We start from the raw sequence: 20,997 nt of genomic DNA, 5'->3' as shown, positions 1-20,997 counted from the left end.
TGTCCACCTACTCTTTATGATCTAGACGTTCTTTTGTATATTGTGTTCGCAATTTTGTTGAGAATATCCGGCTGTTTTGGGAAAAGGAGATTTCCCCTATACTTCTGAAAGGCACAATCCCTTGAACAGAATTGGTCATCCATGCCTCATCAGCTGATAGCAAATGGGAGAACGGGTATCGCCCTACTTTTAGTGAAGCCTCCATCGCTTGGAGTGTTTCGATACAATATCGACGAGTGACCCCATTTAAAATGCCTGTATCAAGTGACGGTGTATAAATCACATCGCCTTTTCGCCAAAATACATTGGAGGTAATTCCTTCTGCCACATCATTTTCTTTTGTTAAAAAGATGCCTTCTAACGACGGATCATTTCCCACTTCTCTTTTTGCGAGCATGTTGTTCATATAATGATGAGACTTGAGGCGCCTTGGACCTTCTGGCGTATTTCTCCTTGTTTGAAGAATGACTCCCTGTTTCTCATCTAAAACAGATTCGGGCCGGAATGGAGAGATCATGACAAACACGACAGGCTCTTCATAAGGATCTGCAGAAAATCCATTGCCTCTGCCTGCAGAAACATTGAAACGAATTCTCGCATAACCACCGGCTATTTCGTTTTTATTCAGTAAGGTATGAATGATGTCGAGTACAAATGGTTTCTCTATTGTGGATTCGATGCAAAGGTCACGCAATGATTGATTGAGCCTTTCAAGGTGCCAATCTAACAGAAAGACTTGTCCTGCCAGGCTGGTAAATGTTTCGAATACACCGATGCCATATAGAAAACCATGATCAAAAGGAGAAAGAGTCGCGTCTTTCTCCTCTATATACTGACCGTTCAGATAAATGATCATGCGTTTACTTCATGCCCCTTTTTACGATAGGTTTCAATGAAATTTTTAAGCATCTCTTTTCCGAAGGACGTCATAATCGATTCAGGATGAAACTGTACACTTTCAATCGGCAGCTCTTTATGGCGAATGGCCATGAGCTCGCCTTCCTTTGTGCTGGCTGTTGCGTCAAAGCACTCCGGCAGCGTCTCGTTTTTGACAATTAATGAATGATATCTCGTTGCGACAAGCGGATTTTGGAGTCCAGTGAAGACACCTTTTTCGTCATGAGCAATCTCTGACGTTTTACCATGCATTAAGCGTTCTGCACGAATGACATCCCCGCCAAAAACTTGTGCGATGGATTGATGACCTAGGCACACACCGAAGATCGGAATACTTCCCGCAAAGTGCTTGATCGCCTCCATACTAATTCCCGCTTCATCAGGACTGCATGGCCCCGGGGAAATCATGAGAAAATCTGGCTTGAGTTCTTCAATTTCTTGAATGGTTACTTGATCATTCCGTTTCACGATCAATTCTTCTCCAAGCTCACCTAAATACTGGACCAAGTTGTACGTAAATGAATCATAATTATCAATCATTAATATCATGCTCTGCTCACCTCTAACTCAAAATAGTCTCTTCTTTGCTCAACTGTAATGCTTTTTTCACTGCATAGGCTTTTTTAATCGATTCTTTGTATTCGTGCTTTGGTACAGAATCGATGACGATCCCAGCACCCGACTGCATAAAGGCTTTGCCTTCAGTGCAGTACGCCGTACGAATGACGATGTTAAAGTGCATATCTTGATTGAATCCAAACCAGCCTATAGATCCAGTATAAAGCCCACGCCTTGTTGGCTCAAGCTCTTCTATGATTTCCATTGTTCTCACCTTTGGAGCACCTGTAATTGTTCCGCCTGGGAATACAGCTCTCATGACATCTACTGCATCACAATCATTACGCAGTTCCCCTTGTACGTTGGATACAATGTGCATCACGTGTGAATATTTCTCAATCGCCATAAATTCGTTCACTCTTACTGAGCCATAAGTGGACACGCGTCCAAGGTCATTCCGCTCAAGATCCACGAGCATCACATGCTCCGCGCGTTCTTTTTCATTTTCAATGAGCTCTTTTGCCAGCGCTTGATCCTCAGCATCGTCTTTGCCTCTTGATCTTGTACCCGCAATCGGTCTTGTTTCTAATTGAGTCCCCTTTTTCTTAATCAGCAGCTCTGGAGATCCACAAACAATTTGGAAATCAGGCGTGTGCAGATAAGACATATAAGGAGATGGATTGACTTGACGTAACGTTTTGTATAAATCATACGGATGTGTGTGGAGCTGTTCCTCTTGTCTGATGGATAAATTCACTTGGAACACATCACCGCTTGCGATATATTGCTTAATCTTCTCTACTGCTTCTCCAAAGGTTTCTTCGGTAAAAGGCGCTGCTGGTACAAATTCTGCAGAAAATTCATGAACAGGTGATTGCGCTGATTCTTTTGCAGAGCTTGTCCACTTTTGCTTCAAATCTTCGAGTCTTTGATGAGTGTCACTCACGGGTTCCGCTCCCTCTGTGTGAGTAATCAGCCACAGCACGTTTTCTTCATGATCAAAGACCGCAACATCATTAAACACGAGAAAATAAAGATCTGGTGTTTTCAGGTCATCAATGGACAACATCTTAAAATGTTCAATATATCTAGCATAATCATAGCTTAAAAATCCAATCGCTCCGCCTTGAAAATCAGGGTATTCCTCATTCGTTTCGGTTTGAAGGGTTTGGAACCAATCCGTAAACGCTCTGAATGGATCACCTTCTTTGAACAGCACCTTATCTTGATAATGGATGGTTGTCATCCCGTCTTTACCCTTCGCTTTAGCGATTGGGTGAATGCCAGCAATGCTGTAGGAACCACCGCGAGCACTTTCAAGTAGAACATGGTGTGTTTCGCCAGCAGTTAATTGTTCGTATCTTTTCAAGAATGCATCTTTCGTAAAAGGAATTTTGATGCCCATCGGCCTGCGTTGTGTCATGTTATCATCCTTTTTCATTTTCATTAATCTTATTGTAATGCAATCCAATTTATTTAGAAAATAGTATTTGCTTTCCATCTACAGATTTCATAAAAAAACCCCAGCAAATGCTGGGGTAATCGGTTTAATCGAATTGATAAAGAGGTGTGCTGAGGTAACGTTCCCCATTACTTGGGATAATTGCCAAAACCTTTTTCCCTTTACCAAGCTTCTTCGCTGTTTGAAGTGCTGCGTAAATAGCTGCTCCTGAAGAAATACCGCCGAGGATCCCTTCCTCTTTCGCTGCTCTTCTTGCAAGCTCAAATGCATCTTCGTTTTTCACTTGGATAATGCCGTCATATACTTCCGTGTTCAAGATGGAAGGGATAAACCCTGCTCCAATCCCTTGGATTTTATGCGGGCCTGGCTTTCCGCCTGATAATACAGGAGAATCTGTCGGCTCTACCGCATAAAGCTGAATCGATGGGATGGCTTCTTTTAGGACTTCACCAGCACCCGTAATTGTGCCGCCCGTACCAACACCTGCAATAAATGCATCAAGCTCGCCGTCAAACTGTTCAAGAATTTCTTTTCCTGTAGTACGGCGGTGAATCTCCGCATTGGCTTCGTTGCTAAATTGCTGAGGCATGAAGTAACCGTGCTCTGCTGCCAATTCTTCTGCCTTTTTGATGGCACCTTTCATTCCTTCTGCACCTGGTGTTAATACAAGCTCTGCACCATAAGCGCGTAAAAGGTTGCGGCGCTCCTGACTCATTGTGTCTGGCATCACTAGAATTGCGTTAATTCCTTTAGCTGCCGCTACCATTGCAAGACCGATCCCTGTGTTTCCGCTTGTTGGTTCGATGAGCGTGTCGCCGGCTTTTAAAGTACCTTTCGCTTCTGCATCTTCGATCATCGCTAACGCAATACGATCTTTTACACTGCTGCCCGGGTTCATATATTCAAGTTTCAAGTAGACATCCGCACTGTCTTCATCTACTAAACGGTTTAATTTAACGACTGGTGTATTTCCTATTAGTTCAAAAACTGAATTTGCAATACGAGCCATCACTAACACCTCTATCTCCGAGTAATTTTATTGTATTAATATTAAATTATCAATTTCGAAAAATTTTGTCAATGCTTTTAGTCCTGCTCGCCTTCGTAAAACCATGTGACTTTTGCTTCTTTCCACAGGGTTTTGACATTCGCCTTTTCACCTAGATCTTCCATGGCAATCTGCCTTTTGATCTGATTTTTGACTTCTTCATAAGAGAAGGAGCGGCCATTTAATTTTTCTTTTAGTTGAATAATGGCATACCCATTTTTGGTCTCAATCGGTTCTTTAGTCCATTCATCTGGCTGAAGCTTTTGAGCTTCCTGTATGTATAGGGCTGGGATACTTTCTTGTTCTTCTGTCACAAACCCAAGATCTCCGCCATATGGAGAGGTGTAGCGGTCAATGGAGCGTTCAGCTGCCACCGCCTCGAAGCTAGATCCGCCTTTCAGATCCTTCAATACATTTTCAGCTTCGCCTTTTGTCTTCACGACGATATGACGAATACGGTATGAATCATCATATTGATATAAGTCCTTGTTTTTTTCATAAAAGGATTTCGCTTCTTTTTCGGAAACGACAGCATCTCTCGTTAAAAGCTGCTCTAATAAAATTTGATAACGAATCTGTTCTGTCCAGTCCTTTTCACTCGTATGTCCATCTTCGTAGAAATTATTAGATACCGCTTTAATCATCAGCAATTCACGATTGATTTCTTTTGAGGACACCTCAAGCTTGTTTTCTTTCGCAAGCTGATCGACCACCTTCTGATTAATCATTTGCTCAAGTGTTGCCTTTCCATAGCGGTCTTCCATCTTCTTTAACCATTCTTGACGTGTCACCTTCTCTTTTCCAATCGACGCAATTTCTTCACCGCTCTTCCCGTTTGAAGAAGCCTGTGACATTTGCGACTTTGTTAATACATATGCAATAACACCGGCATTGATCATAAGCAACACAAGGATAAATGTCCATACTACTCTTGCTTTCAGTCTCATCATTCGTCTCCTTTCCATTCAAAAAAGAAAACCCGCTGCTTAGAGCTTAGCGGGTTATTTCTTCACGTAGCTCTTCTAGCTCTTCTTTTGTAAATACATACGTTTCGTTACAAAAATGGCATTGAGCTTCTGCTTGTCCCTCTTGTTCAATCATGTCTTCAATTTCGGCTTTTCCTAGGCTGATAATGCCATTAGCAAAACGTTCTTTTGAGCAGTTACAAGAGAATTCGACAGGTACAGTTTCTAAAATTTGAGGTTTTTCTCCAAGTACTTCTTCTAAAATTTCTTCTGGTGTCATCCCTTTTTCAATGAGTTTAGAAATGGGTTCAATGGTTGAGAGCCGCTTTTCTAGTCTTTCGATGACAGCTTCTTCTGTTCCAGGCAGCAATTGAATGATGAAACCGCCAGCTGCGAGAATCGAGTTATCTGGATTGACGAGAACCCCTACACCAACAGAGGAAGGCACTTGCTCAGAAGAGACAAGATAATAAGTGAAGTCATCTCCAATTTCACCTGAGACGATCTCCGTTTGTCCTGTGAAGTGATCTTTCAGTCCGATATCTTTGACAACACTTAACGTTCCAGATGTCCCGACTGCACGTCTAACATCTAGCTTGCCATGTTCATTTAAGTCAAAGTGGACTTGTGGGTTTGAGACATATCCGCGCACCTGGCCCTTTGCGTTTCCATCAGCAATGATAGCACCGATTGGTCCACCGCCTTCAATTTTGACCGTTAGCTTATTTTCGCCTTTCAGCATAGCACCCATCATGACTGTAGCTGTCATTGTTCTGCCAATCGCTGCTGATGATGTTGGCCATGTATGGTGTCTTCTTTGTGCTTCGTTGATTGTATCTGTTGTGTTTGCAGCATATGCTCGGACTTTTCCGTCATATGCTAACGCTTTAACTAAGTAGTCCATTCGATTTTAAACCTCCTATAGTACACCGACACGATTACGTTCATAAATGAGTTGAAGTCCTTTTAATGTTAAGAACGGATCGACAATATCAATGCAGTCTGATTCATTTCCAATCAATGTCGACAAACCGCCTGTTGCAATGACTTTCGGTGTTTGTTTCGCTTGCTGCTTCATCCGTTTCACTATTCCCTCGACTTGCCCAACATATCCATAAAGGATGCCGGATTGCATTGCACTGATGGTGTTTTTTCCAACAATGTGATCTGGACGGACAATTTCAATTCTTGGCAGCTTCGCCGCTCTTGTATATAAAGCCTCTGTTGAGATGGTAATACCAGGTGCAATTGCCCCACCCATGTATTGTTTTTGTTCATTGATATAGCAGTAGGTTGTCGCTGTGCCAAAGTCTACGACAATGAGAGGTGCCCCATATAGATGAATCGCCGCTACTGCATTCACAATTCGATCAGCCCCGACTTCCTTTGGATTGTCACACATAATGTTTAATCCAGTTTTCATTCCAGGCCCTACAATTTGGGGAGTTATGTGAAAGTACTTCTCGCACATTCTTTCTAATGCAAACATCATTGGCGGGACAACAGACGAAATGATAATTCCTTCTATTTGGTCAAACATCAGCCCGACATAATCAAATAAAGACCTGATAGCCATACCAAATTCATCTTCTGTTTTATGACGGCTTGTTTCAATTCGCCAATGGTAGTTTAGATCGCCATTATGATAAACACCTAAAACGGTATTTGTGTTCCCTACATCTATCACGAGTAACAACTTCATCACCACTTTGAATAGTTTCTCAAAAAGAGCATTTTTCGACTTTCTATCATACCATACACGAATTGAGTTCCATTTGTAAACAATTCGAAACCGATCCATTCAGGAATCGAAATAAAAAAAGCTGCCGGTGATCCCGGCAGCTTTCACAGAAGGAGATTAGATCTCCTCATCTTCTTCTTTTTTCTTGATGTTCACTTTCACATCATCGTTTTTCTCTTCGTCATCTGCGTATACACGCTCTGGAAGCTTTCCAGTTTCGTAAAGAGATTTAATTTGCTCAGCATCTAATGTTTCAACTTCTAGAAGGGCTTGTGCGATGATTTCTAGCTTATCTTTATTCTCAGTGAGAATTTGTTTCGCACGTTCGTAGCTGTCCTTGATGAAACGCTGAATTTCTTGGTCAATTTCGTAAGCGATCGCTTCACTATAATTCGGCTCGTTGTTAAAGTCACGGCCAAGGAATACTTGACCTCCTTGTGCTTGACCGAATTGAAGTGGACCAAGTTTATCAGACATACCGAACTCTGTAACCATTTTTCTTGCAATGCCAGTTGCACGCTGGAAGTCGTTGTGAGCACCTGTACTTACTTCACCAAACGTAATTTCCTCTGCAACACGACCGCCGAGCAAGCCGACAATTTTATCAAGAAGCTCTGGTTTCGTTTGGAAATAACGGTCTTCTCTTGGAAGCATGACCGCATATCCGCCTGCCTGACCACGAGGAACGATCGTTACTTTATGCACCATGTCCGCTTCGTCTAGGATAAGACCAATAACGGTATGACCCGCTTCATGGTAAGCCACGATATTACGTTCTTTCTTCGAAATGACGCGGCTTTTCTTAGCCGGCCCAGCGATGACACGGTCAGTCGCTTCGTCGATATCACGCATATCAATTTTCTTTTTGTTATGACGGGCAGCAACAAGTGCTGCTTCGTTTAGTAAGTTCTCAAGATCTGCTCCAGAGAACCCAGGTGTTCTGCTTGCAATGGCTTTCAAATTCACTGCATCATCAAGCGGTTTGTTTTTCGCATGAACCTTCAGCACTTCTTCACGGCCAATGACATCTGGGCGGTCAACCGTAATTTGACGGTCAAAACGTCCCGGACGCAGCAATGCAGGATCTAGGATATCTGCACGGTTCGTCGCAGCGATGATAATAATACCTTCGTTCGCACTAAAACCATCCATTTCAACAAGAAGCTGGTTAAGCGTTTGTTCACGCTCGTCATGACCACCGCCAAGACCGGCTCCACGCTGACGACCCACTGCATCAATCTCATCAATAAAGATTAAGCATGGTGCATTCTTTTTCGCATTTTCGAATAAATCACGTACACGTGATGCACCGACACCGACGAACATCTCGACGAAGTCAGAACCACTGATGCTGAAGAAAGGAACGCCTGCTTCTCCTGCAGATGCTCTCGCAAGCAATGTTTTACCTGTACCTGGAGGTCCTACTAGTAAAACCCCTTTAGGAATTCTTGCGCCAAGCTCCGCAAATTTACGTGGGTCCTTCAGGAATTCAACCACTTCTACAAGTTCTTGCTTTTCTTCATCTGCACCGGCAACATCTTTAAATTTCACACGTTTCTTCTCTTCTGTGTAAAGCTTCGCCTTACTCTTACCAAAGTTCATAACACGGCTTCCACCGCCCTGAGCTTGGTTCAATAAGAAGAAGAACAGGATAAAGATGATGATGAACGGAATGATGGTTGTCAGGACTTGCAGCCATCCATTTGTTTCAGGTGCTGGTTCTACTTTTACATCTGTATTCTTAAGTGCACTGTAAATCTGGTCAACACCTTGACCATCTGGAACATGGGTAATGAAGTATTGATCTTTCTTCGCGCCATCTAATTGACCACGAATTTCATAAACCCCTCTTACAGGCTGAATGGAGATACTCTCCACTTTTCCCGCACTTAGATTTTGCGAAAATTTGCTGTAAGACATGTTCTCAGGCTTTTGATTAGGGGATCCTAACCAACTGACTACCCCTATCACAAGTAATAAAATAAGTATATAAAAAATCGTATTACGAAAAACCCGATTCATTCCTTACCTCCTCCCACAGTAAGCACAACTATGGTCAATAGTATCATAGAAAATCATTCCAATACAACCAATAACCTCATGTATACGTATGCTGATTAGCCTTCGTAAACAGATGGTTTTAACACTCCAATATACGGGAGGTTTCGGTAACGTTCAGCGAAATCCAATCCATAGCCGACAACAAATGCATCTGGAACTTCAAATCCAACATAATCTGCTTTGATGTCTGCTTTACGACCGCTTGGTTTATCAAGCAATGTCACAATTTTTATGGAGTTTGCTTTACGGTATCGGAAAAGCTCTACCAGATAGCTCAAAGTTAACCCACTGTCGATGATATCTTCCATAATTAAAATATCTCTTCCTTCAACAGAAGTATCTAGATCTTTAATGATCTTTACTTCTCCTGAAGATACGGTAGATTTTCCGTAGCTAGATACATCCATAAAATCAAGTTCTAAATATGTATCAATGTGTTTGATCAGGTCTGCCATGAATGGAAGAGCCCCTTTCAAAACACCAATAGCCAGGGGAAATTTACCATCATAATCGCTGGTTAATGTTGCACCCAGTTCCTTCACTTTTTGCTGGATCTCTTCTTCTGAGATCAAAACCTTTTCAATATCTTGTTTCATGCTTTTGCTTGCCCCCTACAAATTTTCATGCTGTCTATATTGTAATACAATGAGATCGCTGTTTGTCATATCAATTTCTTCAAAAACGGATTTTTTCAGACCTGGGATCCAGATGATTTGATTCTCCGAGTCAGTGACGATCGGCCAGCTGTCTCTTTCTGCAAGAGGCACTTTTTTATCAATAAATATATCCTTCACCTTTTTTGATCCATTCATCCCTTTAAGTTTGATTCGATCACCATTTTTTCGTGAGCGAATGATCAAAGGGAAACGAACATGATCTTTTTGAAGCAAGAAAAAATGGTTTCCGTTCCGTGCATCCTTCGGAACATGATTTGATACCACGATAGACTGCCCATTTGGAAGGAAAAGCTTCTCTCCAAGCTCACCCTTTAAGTGAAGAGCATAAGACTGGTCTAGTACAAGCGATCGTTCAAAGGTAAACATACAGTAATCATAAGACTTGACAGCTTGTAAACCTTTTGGCAAATCTAATGATCCAGACGGTTGTTCAGTATGAGATAACCAGTCCAAAGTCCCTAGAATATGCTGGTTTGAAAACGCTGATTGAGTGTTTTCATAAAGATAGTTTAATATTAGTTGAATGCCTCTTCTTTGTAAAGGCAAAGGCAGGTCAAGCAAAGGCTTCGTTTTGATCTTAATTTGCTTAGGCGATTGATTCGTTATCACTTGGTTCATTTGTTCCTTTGTTAATGCCTGCAAGTATTGCTCATCTTCAGTCAGCATGTCACTTACAAACTGAAAGCTTTCATGTACATGAGGTGCCTCTTCTTTTAACACGGGAAGAATGTGTCTTCTTATCCGGTTTCTCAAGTAGTCATCTGTGTGATTGCTTTGATCAATGACATAGGGAATATGTTCTTTTTCACAAGCGTTCAGCACGTCATCCTTGGAATATTCAATGAGCGGCCGAATCAGCCATCCATCTTGATAAGGACGTTTTGCTTGGATACCTGCGAGTCCTATTCCAACAGTCCCTCTCACAAGCCTCATCATCATTGTTTCTACTTGGTCGTCTCCATGATGTGCAAGCGCTAGAAATTGAGCGTTGTATTGCTCCATCAATTGACGAAAGAAAGCATATCTGCACTCTCTTGCAGCTGCCTGTTTGTTTAAGTGGTTTTCTTTTGCATATTGGGTAACTTGTATGCGGGCCGATTCAAAAGGAATTCCTTGCTCCTTGCAGTACGCCTCAACAAATGCCAAATCAGCAAAGGATTCTTCTCCTCTGAACATGTGATCTACATGGGCTGCAATCAGCTGATAGGAACCTTTTTGACGTTTGTTTAGTTCGTGCAGTAAAAGCATGGAATCTGGTCCGCCAGAAACCCCGACAATGACTGTCGTATTTTCAAGGTAAACATCATGTTTTTTCAAAAATGATTCAATTCTATTCACAACTTCCTCCTCACAAAGAGCAGGTAATTTAAAGATATACATATCCTATCACTTTCAGTAGCTCCAAGCAAAGATGAAGCCTGCTTTTTTACAGGGTCTATAGCAGGAACAAAACTACATATGCACAGTAAAGAGCAAGTACACTGCACACGATAAGAACAGTTTCAAAAAGCCCACCTGATTTTTTGCGTACTGGTGTTCTTTTTGCTGCTGCAACTCTCGATCGTGAAGTCACCTGTTGATTTTGTTGAACAGCGGGCTTTTGCCCGTTTTTTTGCTGCTGCTTCTTTTGAATCGCTTTTCTTGAAGCGATCAGCTGTCCTTCTTTCAGCATCGCACTCTTCATAGCCGCCGCTGATTGATATTTACCTTGTAGAGCAGCCTTTAACACCCTTTCATATCGCTTTAATAAAGGATGTCCTTCAATGGCTCTGTAAAGCTGCTTTTCCGGTTCTGCTCCTTTTTTGAATTCTTTCTTATACGCACAGTTCACCATCACCATGCTTAAGGCAAACAGATCATAAGATGGCTCTGCCTTTCTTGTGCCAAATCCCCAATAGCCTCGATCAAAAAACTCGGTATATTCCTTGATTGCCCTGCCTGCTTTTGTCGTTCCTCCTACATCAATGCACCGAATCGCGGCCGGTGGACCTGACACGATGAGATTATCTGGCTTCAAGTCACCAAAAATCCAGCCTTCTTGATGTAAATGAGCCAGGTTAGATAAAAGCTGAACCATTAAAACAACGATCCACTCATCACCTTTTTGTTTTACAAATTCAAGCAGTAATGGGCCTCTGACATACTCCATCACATAAAAGGAACGCTTTTGAAGCATGCCGGGATAAATCGCATCATCCATATCATAAAAAGAAGGCCCCATGGTTTTCACAGGAGCCTTAGAAAAGGATTTTAATACATTGACTTCAGATGCAATGAGCATACTGTCATCACTCACTTTAAGGGCTACTTGACCATTTGGCGATTCTGCTAGATAGACAATACCGTTCGCCCCTTTTCCTAGCTCTTTTACAATGCGGTAATGATGGTGATGCCATTTCCCTTGAATCACCGTGCCTAACGGAATGTTAGAAGCCGAATTCATCATGCTCTTCCTTTGCTTCAAGCAGCCCTTTACGTGAACGAACTGATTTGAAATGCTGGAGTGCTTCTCGAAGCGCTGGTCCAGTTGGAGTAATTCCTCCCGTGGTCAGTTTCGGGAAAATAGATGACAGTGAATCGAATCGAGGCGTCCAATTCAACACAATTTCAGCATCTGAGTTTTTCCCGGGAAATATACACATCCCAAACTGATTTTCACCAATTCTTGAATTTAAACTAATGGAGAGGTCAATGAGTGCTTCTTTAACGGTAGGCAGCTTCGGTTTCATACTTGCACTTGTATCAACAAGCACAAGTACTTGAAGGTGAACCGTCTCTCCTAACTCATCGACTACTTCCATCACTTCCCCACGCTTATCAGGCGGAAGCTCTTCAATTTCAGTATCTTTGCCAAGTATTTGCTGCAATTCTTTATTCACAACACCTTGTAAAGTTTGTGTCATCGCTTTTTTTGTAACCATTTGTACCGTTTGAGATAACTGCTGGACGTAGACAACTTGATGAATGCCCCCACCTGCGAGGGCAATCCCCTCGACTTCTTTCATTGCTTCATGATCGTGTCTGTTTTCCTCCATAATGCCAATGACATTGACTGTAATCCCTTGTTCCTTTGCCAATGAGGCAATCGCAAGTGGATCTTCCCCGTGATTTGAGCAGCCATCTGTAATCAATAAGATTTGGTTTACGTGACCTTTTCGCATCTTCATTCCTCCTGGGATCGTAACTGAATGCTTTATATCCCCATCATCGCCAGAAGAAATTCATATTATACGATATTTCAAGAAATCTCTTGTTTCTCAAGATAGAATGTCCCCGTCGGAATAGATGCCCATTTTGGTGTATTGTGATCAAGCCTGATGACAACAACCGTCATATCGTCGTCGATTTGACCCGATCTTGTTCGAATGACCTCTTCCATTAATAGATCAGCAATCTCTTGCGGATCTTCTGTTTTAAAGCTTTTCATTTTGCGCTTCACCCAGAGATCATGATTTTCAATATGCTTTGGTCCTTCGAAAATACCATCACTCATCATAATCAGCAGATCTCCTGCCTTCATCTGTTCGCTCACAACCTCCACTTCAAATTCATCAATAATCCCAATCGGCAAGTTGCTCGCTTGTACCTTCATCACCTGATCACCCCGTTTAATAAAGCTGGGTGTTGAACCGATCTTAAGGAACTTACAGCTCGCATCCTGTAAATCAATAATGGATAAATCTAATGTTGAATAGATTTCATCTGTCGTTCGTAAAGATAAAATACTATTAATGGTTTTGATCGCCACTTTTTCATTGATACCTGATGCTAATATTTTTTCTAACAGCTTAATCGTTTCATTGCTTTCAAAATGAGCCCTTGCTCCATTGCCCATTCCATCACTAATAGCCGCGGCATATTTGCCCGCACCCAGCTCCATCATGCTGTAGCTGTCTCCAGACACTAATCCTCCGCCTTTTGCTGCATGCGCTACGCCTGTAGCCACTCGATATGATTTTGCAGAGCCAAATACAACGTGGCAATAGCCTGTTGGGTGCTCTGCACACTGCTCTGCTTTGACTAAAATCTGTTCTTCTAAAATATCTGAGAGCATAGGGGCGATGATTTTTTCACATTCACCATGTCCTTGGCAATATGGGATTCTCATTTCAATATCGACATTCCCCTGCTCCAAGCTATAAATTTCTACTTGCTGAATTTCAATTCCAAAGTGCTGAAGTGCTTCTATCATCTGCTCTTCTTGAATAAAATGCTGTTCTCTTTCCCGTTTTATTTCCCGGGAAAAATCCTCCATCACTTGTGAGACACCCATCAGTTGTTCAGCTACTAGTCGTCTGCTGTCTTGGACTTTTTTCTTCAGGGTCTGGTTGGCTTTATAGTAAGCGATCTCCTCTTCAATCAATTCCTCGACATGTTTTGATTTTGAGCAGTGCTGGCTAAATTTCTTCTTCAATTTCCGGTTTTGCTCGTAGGTTTTTTCATCAGATTCATGCATAACTTGTTTCATCAGTTCATAGGTTGTATCAAAGTTCTGCACCCAGCATTTATTTTTCTTATAGCACGTTTGACAGGATCGTTCTGTGATCGTACTTAAAAAAAGATCTACATCCTCTTCCTGTTTCTTTTCTTCAGGAATGGAATCGTAAAATGTCGCAAAACTCTCAGACAGCGCATGAAATACGTTAGAAAATTGATCTACCTTTTTTGCTGTCACATCTCGTACTTTCCGGGCGTATTGCTGCTGTTCCTGTACATGCTCTACCGTACCAGGAATATATTTCGCTACCTTAGAGGTCACTGATTGTGGCGTGAGCAAGAAGAGCGCAACCGCAATCAGTGATTCATATAGCGTGGTTATGAGTCCTGCTGATCCTTCTCCGTACAAGGAAATAAGTAAGGAACCCACAATTAAGCCAATGGCTGCGCCTGCTTTCTTCCCCTCTTTCAGCAATCCCCCTAATAAACCTGAAAAGGCAAGAAGACTCATCTGATAAAGGTTTCCGATGTTAGCGAGACCGAGAATTAATCCAGTCACGACACCCACTGTACAACCAATACTCGCTCCTCCAATAAAGGCAAAGCTCAGCACTACATATCGTGACAAAATATGCTCTGCCTGCATTCCTTGAAATGTGATGCCAGCCAGACCTGTTAAAACTGAGGCAATCAAAATCATAAAGCAAATAATTTCTTCAACCTTTAAGGAGTGTTTGATTTTCCTGACTGTAAAAATCGGCAGGCTTTGAAGGAAAATCAGTGTCAAAATGAAGGCAAGTCCTGCTTCGACACCCGCCATGACGTAATCGTAGCTTTGCACAGCACCTTGCTCTAGATAAACAAATGCTCCTCTGGTGATCAGCATTGACAGCACAATGACAACCGGCAATGTTTTCACTGGGTCTTTGATAATGAAAGAAACCACCTTGGACATAAGAAGGAATACGATCAGCGACGCAAACACAAACAATGCATTTTGAGGTGATATCGTCATGGCTCCAGCAAGTAAAGCGAGACAAGCAAGCATGGACTTATCTCTTTTGATAAGCAGCATGGAGCCAAAGAAAGGCAGAGCAAACGGCATAATTTCAGATAATATAAAGGCTCGTCCTAATAAAAAACCAAGAACGACATAAATAAACCCTCTATAGAAAAAAAGAGAATGCGTATGATGAAGAAACAGGTTTTTCATCTTTTTTAACCCTGCACTGATTCTTTCAAACCCCGCTCCTGTTAAATCAGTTCTTCTTTCTAGTTTTTCCATCTTTTCATCCCCCACCTGATATTCGTTGCTTGTCATTATAGCGAAGGTGAAAAAGAAATTTTGTCAAAAGAAGTTGTCGTTTCCATAAAACGTTCGACGCTTTATTCGTCAAAGAGGCATACTTTCTTGAAAGTCGATGTCTTTCATCAGAATTTTACGAAGACACAAAAAAACAGCTTTCCTAAAGAAAGCTGTTTTCGAAGATGACCCGTACGGGATTCGAACCCGTGTTACCGCCGTGAAAGGGCGGTGTCTTAACCGCTTGACCAACGGGCCTTGCTTTTATGTTCTAATAAAAAGGATAGCGGCGGAGGGGATCGAACCCCCGACCTCACGGGTATGAACCGTACGCTCTAGCCAGCTGAGCTACACCGCCATAATAAAAATGCGCTAAGAAGCACAAGATCTATAATACAAAGGAATCGCTTGTCCGTCAATAGGAAGTTTTAAATTAAATGACGAAACCTCAAAAAATGTCGTATGGATCAAGAAAAAAAGCACCTGCGGACAGCAGGTGCTTTGTTGTGAAAGATATATAGAAAGCAGCAACAAGTTAACCTCTTCTTGCTCCGCGTCCCCCACGTTTTGATTCCGTGTTACGTTTTAAAGATGTTAAGCGGTCTTCACTATCTTTTAAGAATTTGTTCATTTTTTGCTCAAACGATTCCTTTGGACGGAAATCATTTCTGACCGGTCTTGATTGTTGTTGAGGACGATCTTTTGCTTTTTTAATGGACAAGCCGATTTTACCGTCTTTTTCAACGTTAATCACTTTCACTTCAACTTGTTCACCGACTTTTAAATGCTCATTAATATCTTTTACATAGTTATCGGCTACCTCACTGATATGAACGAGACCAGTTGAACCGCCTGGCAACTCCACAAAAGCTCCAAAATTTGTAATGCCCGTAACTTTCCCTTGTAACTTGCTGCCAACTTCAATCGACATAAAAAAAGTGCTCCTCCTTAGACTTATAAAAAAATCTCATTTGTTCAATTATACATAAACTGAATTTTAAGTGTCAACAAGGCTAATCGCTCTTATTGCCCACATCAAAGATTTTTTCGCCTTTTTTGGACATATAATAGTCCCGTCGTGCCAGTTCGAGTACGTATTCCTTGCTTTTCAGCTTTTTAATTTCATCAGAAATATCTTCCTGCTTTGTTTGTAATTGCTTTAATTCTTTTTCGAGCGCAACCTTCTTCTCTTCTTTTTCCTTTAATGAGGACGATTGCGACCAGAGGGCACTTGTTACCAAGACAGCAAACATGAGCACGATCACACCAAACACGGTAAGCCTTCTAAGGAGTCCTCGGCGTTTGCGTTTTAAGCGCTGTGCTTGCTGTTCCATTTGTTTTTGGTAATCATTTTGAATTTGTGCGATATTTCTTTTTCTCTTGTTCAAGGTTGAAGGCCTCCTCTCTTACTTTGTCCAGAATTGTTTCCATTTCGTTTTGATGGTACCAGATAATTTCTTGGTCCCTTGTAAAATTCCTGCTCCTTTAGAGAAAAACAATCTCATTGATGTTCGCCATTTTTCGGGAATCCGATGAATAATGGTCACATTAAGTAACCAGATGAGCGGATAACAAACAATGGACAGCACCTTCCACACGAGCCGAAACGTAAAACGAACAAGACGTAAGAGCGAGTGGAACAAGAACAGTATAACACTTATGACCATTGTGACAATCCAACGGATCGGCTGGAAGACGATCGACATGACCAGCCTTTTAAGGATGAGAACGGTTTGATAAATACACATCGTGATAAACTTGAGAATATTCATATACAGCTGTTTCATCAATGCCTGATACATCGAGAAACCTAGTGCAACGGCTAGAAAGATATAAAGCCTGAATTCTCCCTCATTTGTCAGCAGCAGAACATAAAAGAATAAGAGACCCTGTACCAGCCAAAAAAGGAGATCATGTATAATCAAAAGCCATTTTGCTGTCTTTTCCCGATTCACAAACAGCTTGTACGTATCAAGCGATGCGCCCAGCCAGATGCCCATCGCTACCATCGAAAGCATCGTATAAAACTGGACTGTCAGCGTCATTTAAACAGCTTGCTAAAAAACCCTTTAGCTTTCTCCCCGTGCTGCTCATCTACATAAATTAAGTCAAAGACACGTCCTTTAATCGACACAACGCCTTTTTCGACGTCTAGGTTTTTCATTTGCAGATTTTCTCCGCGGATAGCGAGAATTCCCATGACCGTCTCAAGCAGAAATTCTTCATTATCAAAGCTTTCCACCTGTTTGACGCCGGTAATATCTAAATGCTTTCTGTTTCGCATTGTGATATTGTGTTCCGCTTCTGATGACAGCTTCGTGCCTTGAGGTTGATTATAATATTGATTCATTTATACATCCCCCATATCTCATACTTGCATTGTTACTGCATTGTATGTGACAGGAGGATCATTTAGAACAAGCCCTATTCTGCTGTTTTTTCTTCTTTTAGCACAGTATACATGCCAGCGGCTTCTTCTTTTTTCGTCGTGTCCTTTAACTCATTGACTTGAACCGTCACAAGTTTTTGACCAAAACGGATTTTAAGCTCGTCTCCTTCTTTCACGTCAGAGCTGGCTTTCGCCTGTGTGCCGTTAATAGAAATTCTGCCTTGATCAGCTACTTCTTTTGCCAATGTTCTTCTTTTGATTAAACGGGACACTTTTAAAAATTTATCTAATCTCATGTATGCTCACCTCTTTCTATACGTTTGGCATCGTTCCATAGATCGTCCATTTCCTCTAGCGTTAAGTCCTCTAATGAACGTCCCATGTCCTTTGCTTTTTGTTCAATATGCTGAAAGCGTCGCATGAATTTTGTGTTGGCGGAAGCGAGCGCCGTTTCAGGCTCTAGCTGATAGAACCTTCCAATGTTGACGAGAACAAACAAAAGATCTCCAAATTCGTCTTTCATCTGCTTCGTTGCACTTTCGTCCGGCTTCTCTGCCACTTCAACGAGAAATTCCTGCTTTTCTTCTTCGTATTTGTTCCAAATATCTTTCACATCTGTCCAATCAAAGCCTACTTTGGCGGCTTTCTTTTGGAGCTTATATGCCTTTGTTAATGCTGGAAGCGTCGCCGGGATGGATTGCAACATAGAGGCTGCCCGCTCCGGCTTCTCCTGCTGCTTGATTTTTTCCCAGTTGACGACCACTTCTTCTGCTTCAGACACATTTGTGTCGCCAAACACATGGGGATGTCTACGAACCATTTTTTCTGTGACATGCTGGATGACGTCATCAATTGAGAAAAAGCCGTCATCTTCACCAATTTGAGCATGAAGTAACACCTGCAGCATCACATCTCCGAGCTCTTCCACCATATGGTCTGGATCATCTTCATCTATCGCTTCAAGCAGTTCATAGCATTCTTCAATTAAATAGGGTTTGAGTGACTCATTGGTTTGTTTTTGATCCCATGGACAGCCGCCCGGACCTCTTAATGTACGGATGACGTCACGGAAGGTGTCAAATTGTTGATAAAGCAGCTTTTCATCTTGAATCGGAGGCACATAAACACTCGTTAAGTTATTTATCGACACATCTCGATCAAGTTCAAATAAAGGAACGGCAGTAATCTGTTCCAGGCTGCTTCCAGCCGCCGTCACAATATAGACTTCATAATCGTCTGGAAGCTTTTCCATCAGCGTGAGTTTCACATTCGAAGCGGTGATCTGATCATATACCTGACAAATGAGGACATGCTGGGTCAATTTCAGATCGTCCGCTCTCATATCTCCTGCATCAACGAATTGGAATCCCTCGATTGGGTCGATCTGCAAGGAGTTAAACGTCGCATCCAAAAAGCTTTGTCCACCAGCAACAGACACCTCAATCCCGCGCTCTTGCTGTTGAGAAACTAATAGCTGGACGGTCTTTTCTGCGACAAATGGGTGACCTGGTACTGCGTACACAATCTCCTTTTCCGCAGCCTCTGCAAATAAAATTTCCGTGATTTCCTGATAGACCGAATCAAACTCATCGTGCTTTTCATAAATTTCATCAAAAAAGGTCAGCGATGGGACCTCCTGCATCAACTCTGCGGTAAGCGGATGGTCCTGCGTTCTCATAAATACTTCTTTCGCCTGCGTCAGCTGCTTGTATACACCGAGCGTCAGCTGATCCATGTCGCCTGCCCCAAGACCGACGACGGTAATCTTACCTGCCATTTTGATTCCCTCTCATCTGTTTAAAATATAAAATCTTTTCTCCTAATGGAATGAGTCTCCATTCCTCGTCCGTAAATACTTCTAGCTTAAGAATACTATATAAAAAGGCGAAACCACCAATAAAAACTGACGTCAGGCTCTCTAAAACGGAAAAAGGACGTTTTTCAAAGGGAATGACCCAAGAAAACAGTGCCTGATACCCTATTAAGACGATGGCCATGAAAGCGGCCGATAAAAGAATTTTCACTGGAAACAGCTCTCTCAACGAAATCCATCCTTTATACCTCAAATAAACGGCATTGAGCAGAGCGGCAGCGAGGAAACCGCACACGGTTGACCATGCGGCACCATAGATGCCAAATAGCGGCACAAGTGCAAGCGTGAGTATCCATTTCACCAGCACACTGAGAATCACCACAACAGCCGGATACACAGTATGCCCGAGACCTTGAAGTAAAGCTGCTTGCGTAATCGCTATCGATGTAAATGCGATGGAAATACAGAATATTTGCAGCGCATCGGTACCTAAATCATTACGAAAAAGCATGGTATTGACTGGCGAAAGAATACAAATCAGCCCAACTGCTGAACCAATCCCTAAAACCGACGTGGTTTTAAACGATGTCCATACTTTTTGCCTGATCGCTTCATGCTCTCCATTCCTCATGGCCGCTGATAAAAATGGCACAAGAGAGGTCCCGATGCTAATGGCAAACACTGTCCCTAGCTGTAAAAACGGCTGCCCTCGGTCATACACACCTTTTGCCGCCTTTGCCGCGGCTTCACTCAGTCCCTCACTGCGCAGCAACGCATACAGATGAAAGGCATCAATCATTTGCATCCATAAAATGAGCAGTCCGCTGACACAAATCGTGAATGTATACAGCACCAAACTCTTCAAAACATCCTTTTTCCGAAGTGTCGCCTGCTTAACTGTCATAGGTGCAGAAGACTGTTTTCGGTAAGTCAGCCAAAGAAAAAGAAGTAGTACAAGCGAGGACGCGCTTCCCACTATGGAGGAGAAGACCGCACCCGCACCCGTTTCATAAAGCGAATAACCGTGCCTGACGAAATAGAAGGATAAAACAAGCAGGACGCCTACCCTGATGAGCTGCTCAACCAATTGAGAAACAGCCGTTGGAAGCATCATACCGTCACTCTGAAAAACGCCTCTCAGCATCACGGTAAGCGGCAGGAATAAAAACACGAAAGCACTCATTTGGATGAGCAGGATTAATTGACTGTCCGCCATAAGGCTCGCAATTCTACCTGCCCCTATGTAAAGACAAAGAAATAAGACCAGGCTCAGTAAAGTGATATAGACCAAAGATACCCTTGTAATGATCCTTCGATTTTCTTCCCCATGCTCACTCAGAAGCTTGGACACCATGACAGGAAACCCTGTGGTGCCGAGCATGATCGCAATACCAAGGAAGGGGTACACTTGCTGATAAATATAAAACCCTGTGTCTCCTACGATGTTCTGGAACGGAACACGATAAACGGCACTTAGTACCTTTGATAACAAGCCTGCGATGGTCAAAATCACCGCACCTTGGAAAAGCCAATGCGGCTGATTCACAGCATTTTTCATGGATGACTCCTTTAAAAATAGATCTACAGTTAAACGCACTCATTATATCATACGTGAATGAAAAGCCGTTTCTTTCTAAGGAGTAGAC

The 20,997-nt window shown here is 42.3% G+C and carries 20 protein-coding genes and 2 tRNA genes; all 22 read right to left on the bottom strand.

Going from position 1 to position 20,997, the window contains the following annotated elements:
* Positions 1 to 7: 7 nt before the first annotated feature.
* On the bottom strand, positions 8 to 856 hold the full coding sequence (pabC, locus tag MKY18_RS00460) for an aminodeoxychorismate lyase (RefSeq protein WP_106067686.1): 849 nt from the start codon (positions 854 to 856) through the stop codon (positions 8 to 10).
* A complete protein-coding gene (gene pabA / locus MKY18_RS00455) occupies positions 853 to 1,446 on the bottom strand; it encodes an aminodeoxychorismate/anthranilate synthase component II (RefSeq protein WP_106067687.1) in 594 nt (197 codons plus the stop codon). The genes pabC and pabA overlap by 4 nt, the downstream gene beginning before the upstream one ends.
* Positions 1,447 to 1,459: 13 nt before the next feature.
* Positions 1,460 to 2,878 carry an anthranilate synthase component I family protein gene (locus MKY18_RS00450; RefSeq protein WP_106067688.1) on the bottom strand — a complete coding sequence of 473 codons (1,419 nt, stop codon included), beginning with the start codon at positions 2,876 to 2,878 and terminating at the stop codon, positions 1,460 to 1,462.
* 124 nt (positions 2,879 to 3,002) lie between these two features.
* On the bottom strand, positions 3,003 to 3,926 hold the full coding sequence (gene cysK / locus MKY18_RS00445) for a cysteine synthase A (protein WP_106067689.1): 924 nt from the start codon (positions 3,924 to 3,926) through the stop codon (positions 3,003 to 3,005).
* 77 nt (positions 3,927 to 4,003) lie between these two features.
* Positions 4,004 to 4,906 (bottom strand): peptidyl-prolyl cis-trans isomerase, encoded by a 903-nt coding sequence (locus MKY18_RS00440; RefSeq protein ID WP_223252889.1) that lies wholly within the window; start codon positions 4,904 to 4,906, stop codon positions 4,004 to 4,006.
* 52 nt (positions 4,907 to 4,958) lie between these two features.
* Positions 4,959 to 5,834 (bottom strand): Hsp33 family molecular chaperone HslO, encoded by an 876-nt coding sequence (gene hslO / locus MKY18_RS00435; protein WP_342497661.1) that lies wholly within the window; start codon positions 5,832 to 5,834, stop codon positions 4,959 to 4,961.
* Positions 5,835 to 5,849: 15 nt separating this feature from the next.
* Positions 5,850 to 6,626, bottom strand: coding sequence for a type III pantothenate kinase (locus tag MKY18_RS00430; protein WP_008341820.1), 777 nt, complete (start codon positions 6,624 to 6,626; stop codon positions 5,850 to 5,852).
* Between the two features lie 162 nt (positions 6,627 to 6,788).
* Complete coding sequence (gene ftsH / locus MKY18_RS00425; RefSeq protein ID WP_044140407.1) at positions 6,789 to 8,693, bottom strand: ATP-dependent zinc metalloprotease FtsH; 1,905 nt, start codon at positions 8,691 to 8,693, stop codon at positions 6,789 to 6,791.
* A gap of 95 nt (positions 8,694 to 8,788) precedes the next feature.
* Positions 8,789 to 9,328, bottom strand: a complete 540-nt coding sequence (gene hpt, locus MKY18_RS00420; RefSeq protein ID WP_003217950.1) for a hypoxanthine phosphoribosyltransferase — start codon at positions 9,326 to 9,328, stop codon at positions 8,789 to 8,791.
* A gap of 15 nt (positions 9,329 to 9,343) precedes the next feature.
* Positions 9,344 to 10,747 (bottom strand): tRNA lysidine(34) synthetase TilS, encoded by a 1,404-nt coding sequence (gene tilS, locus MKY18_RS00415; protein ID WP_342497660.1) that lies wholly within the window; start codon positions 10,745 to 10,747, stop codon positions 9,344 to 9,346.
* 97 nt (positions 10,748 to 10,844) lie between these two features.
* The gene (locus MKY18_RS00410) at positions 10,845 to 11,852 is read right to left on the bottom strand and encodes a protein kinase family protein (RefSeq protein ID WP_113768763.1); all 1,008 of its coding nucleotides are present in this window, start codon (positions 11,850 to 11,852) and stop codon (positions 10,845 to 10,847) included.
* Positions 11,836 to 12,570 (bottom strand): VWA domain-containing protein, encoded by a 735-nt coding sequence (locus MKY18_RS00405; protein ID WP_003217969.1) that lies wholly within the window; start codon positions 12,568 to 12,570, stop codon positions 11,836 to 11,838. The genes MKY18_RS00410 and MKY18_RS00405 overlap by 17 nt, the downstream gene beginning before the upstream one ends.
* A gap of 77 nt (positions 12,571 to 12,647) precedes the next feature.
* Positions 12,648 to 15,131, bottom strand: coding sequence for a stage II sporulation protein E (gene spoIIE / locus MKY18_RS00400; protein WP_065097654.1), 2,484 nt, complete (start codon positions 15,129 to 15,131; stop codon positions 12,648 to 12,650).
* A 204-nt stretch (positions 15,132 to 15,335) separates the two neighbouring features.
* Positions 15,336 to 15,407 (bottom strand) — tRNA-Glu (locus tag MKY18_RS00395).
* 26 nt (positions 15,408 to 15,433) lie between these two features.
* Positions 15,434 to 15,507, bottom strand: a tRNA-Met gene (locus tag MKY18_RS00390).
* 177 nt (positions 15,508 to 15,684) lie between these two features.
* Positions 15,685 to 16,080, bottom strand: a complete 396-nt coding sequence (locus MKY18_RS00385) for a S1 domain-containing RNA-binding protein (RefSeq protein ID WP_044140403.1) — start codon at positions 16,078 to 16,080, stop codon at positions 15,685 to 15,687.
* A gap of 82 nt (positions 16,081 to 16,162) precedes the next feature.
* Positions 16,163 to 16,537 (bottom strand): septum formation initiator family protein, encoded by a 375-nt coding sequence (locus MKY18_RS00380; RefSeq protein ID WP_003217952.1) that lies wholly within the window; start codon positions 16,535 to 16,537, stop codon positions 16,163 to 16,165.
* Positions 16,538 to 16,555: 18 nt separating this feature from the next.
* Positions 16,556 to 17,194: a spore cortex biosynthesis protein YabQ gene (yabQ, locus tag MKY18_RS00375; protein WP_003217942.1), complete on the bottom strand. Its 639-nt coding sequence runs from the start codon at positions 17,192 to 17,194 to the stop codon at positions 16,556 to 16,558.
* Complete coding sequence (gene yabP / locus MKY18_RS00370) at positions 17,191 to 17,499, bottom strand: sporulation protein YabP (RefSeq protein ID WP_003217974.1); 309 nt, start codon at positions 17,497 to 17,499, stop codon at positions 17,191 to 17,193. Before yabP ends, yabQ begins: the two co-directional genes overlap by 4 nt.
* 74 nt (positions 17,500 to 17,573) lie before the next feature.
* Positions 17,574 to 17,834 (bottom strand): RNA-binding S4 domain-containing protein, encoded by a 261-nt coding sequence (locus MKY18_RS00365; RefSeq protein WP_003217975.1) that lies wholly within the window; start codon positions 17,832 to 17,834, stop codon positions 17,574 to 17,576.
* Positions 17,831 to 19,315, bottom strand: a complete 1,485-nt coding sequence (mazG, locus tag MKY18_RS00360) for a nucleoside triphosphate pyrophosphohydrolase (RefSeq protein WP_268454975.1) — start codon at positions 19,313 to 19,315, stop codon at positions 17,831 to 17,833. The genes MKY18_RS00365 and mazG overlap by 4 nt, the downstream gene beginning before the upstream one ends.
* Positions 19,305 to 20,909, bottom strand: coding sequence for a polysaccharide biosynthesis protein (locus tag MKY18_RS00355; protein WP_185108680.1), 1,605 nt, complete (start codon positions 20,907 to 20,909; stop codon positions 19,305 to 19,307). The genes mazG and MKY18_RS00355 overlap by 11 nt, the downstream gene beginning before the upstream one ends.
* Positions 20,910 to 20,997 lie beyond the last annotated feature (88 nt).

Source organism: Bacillus sp. FSL R7-0672, assembly GCF_038601465.1.
Lineage (GTDB): Bacteria > Bacillota > Bacilli > Bacillales > Bacillaceae > Bacillus > Bacillus pumilus.
This window is presented reverse-complemented; position numbering and strand designations above follow the sequence as displayed.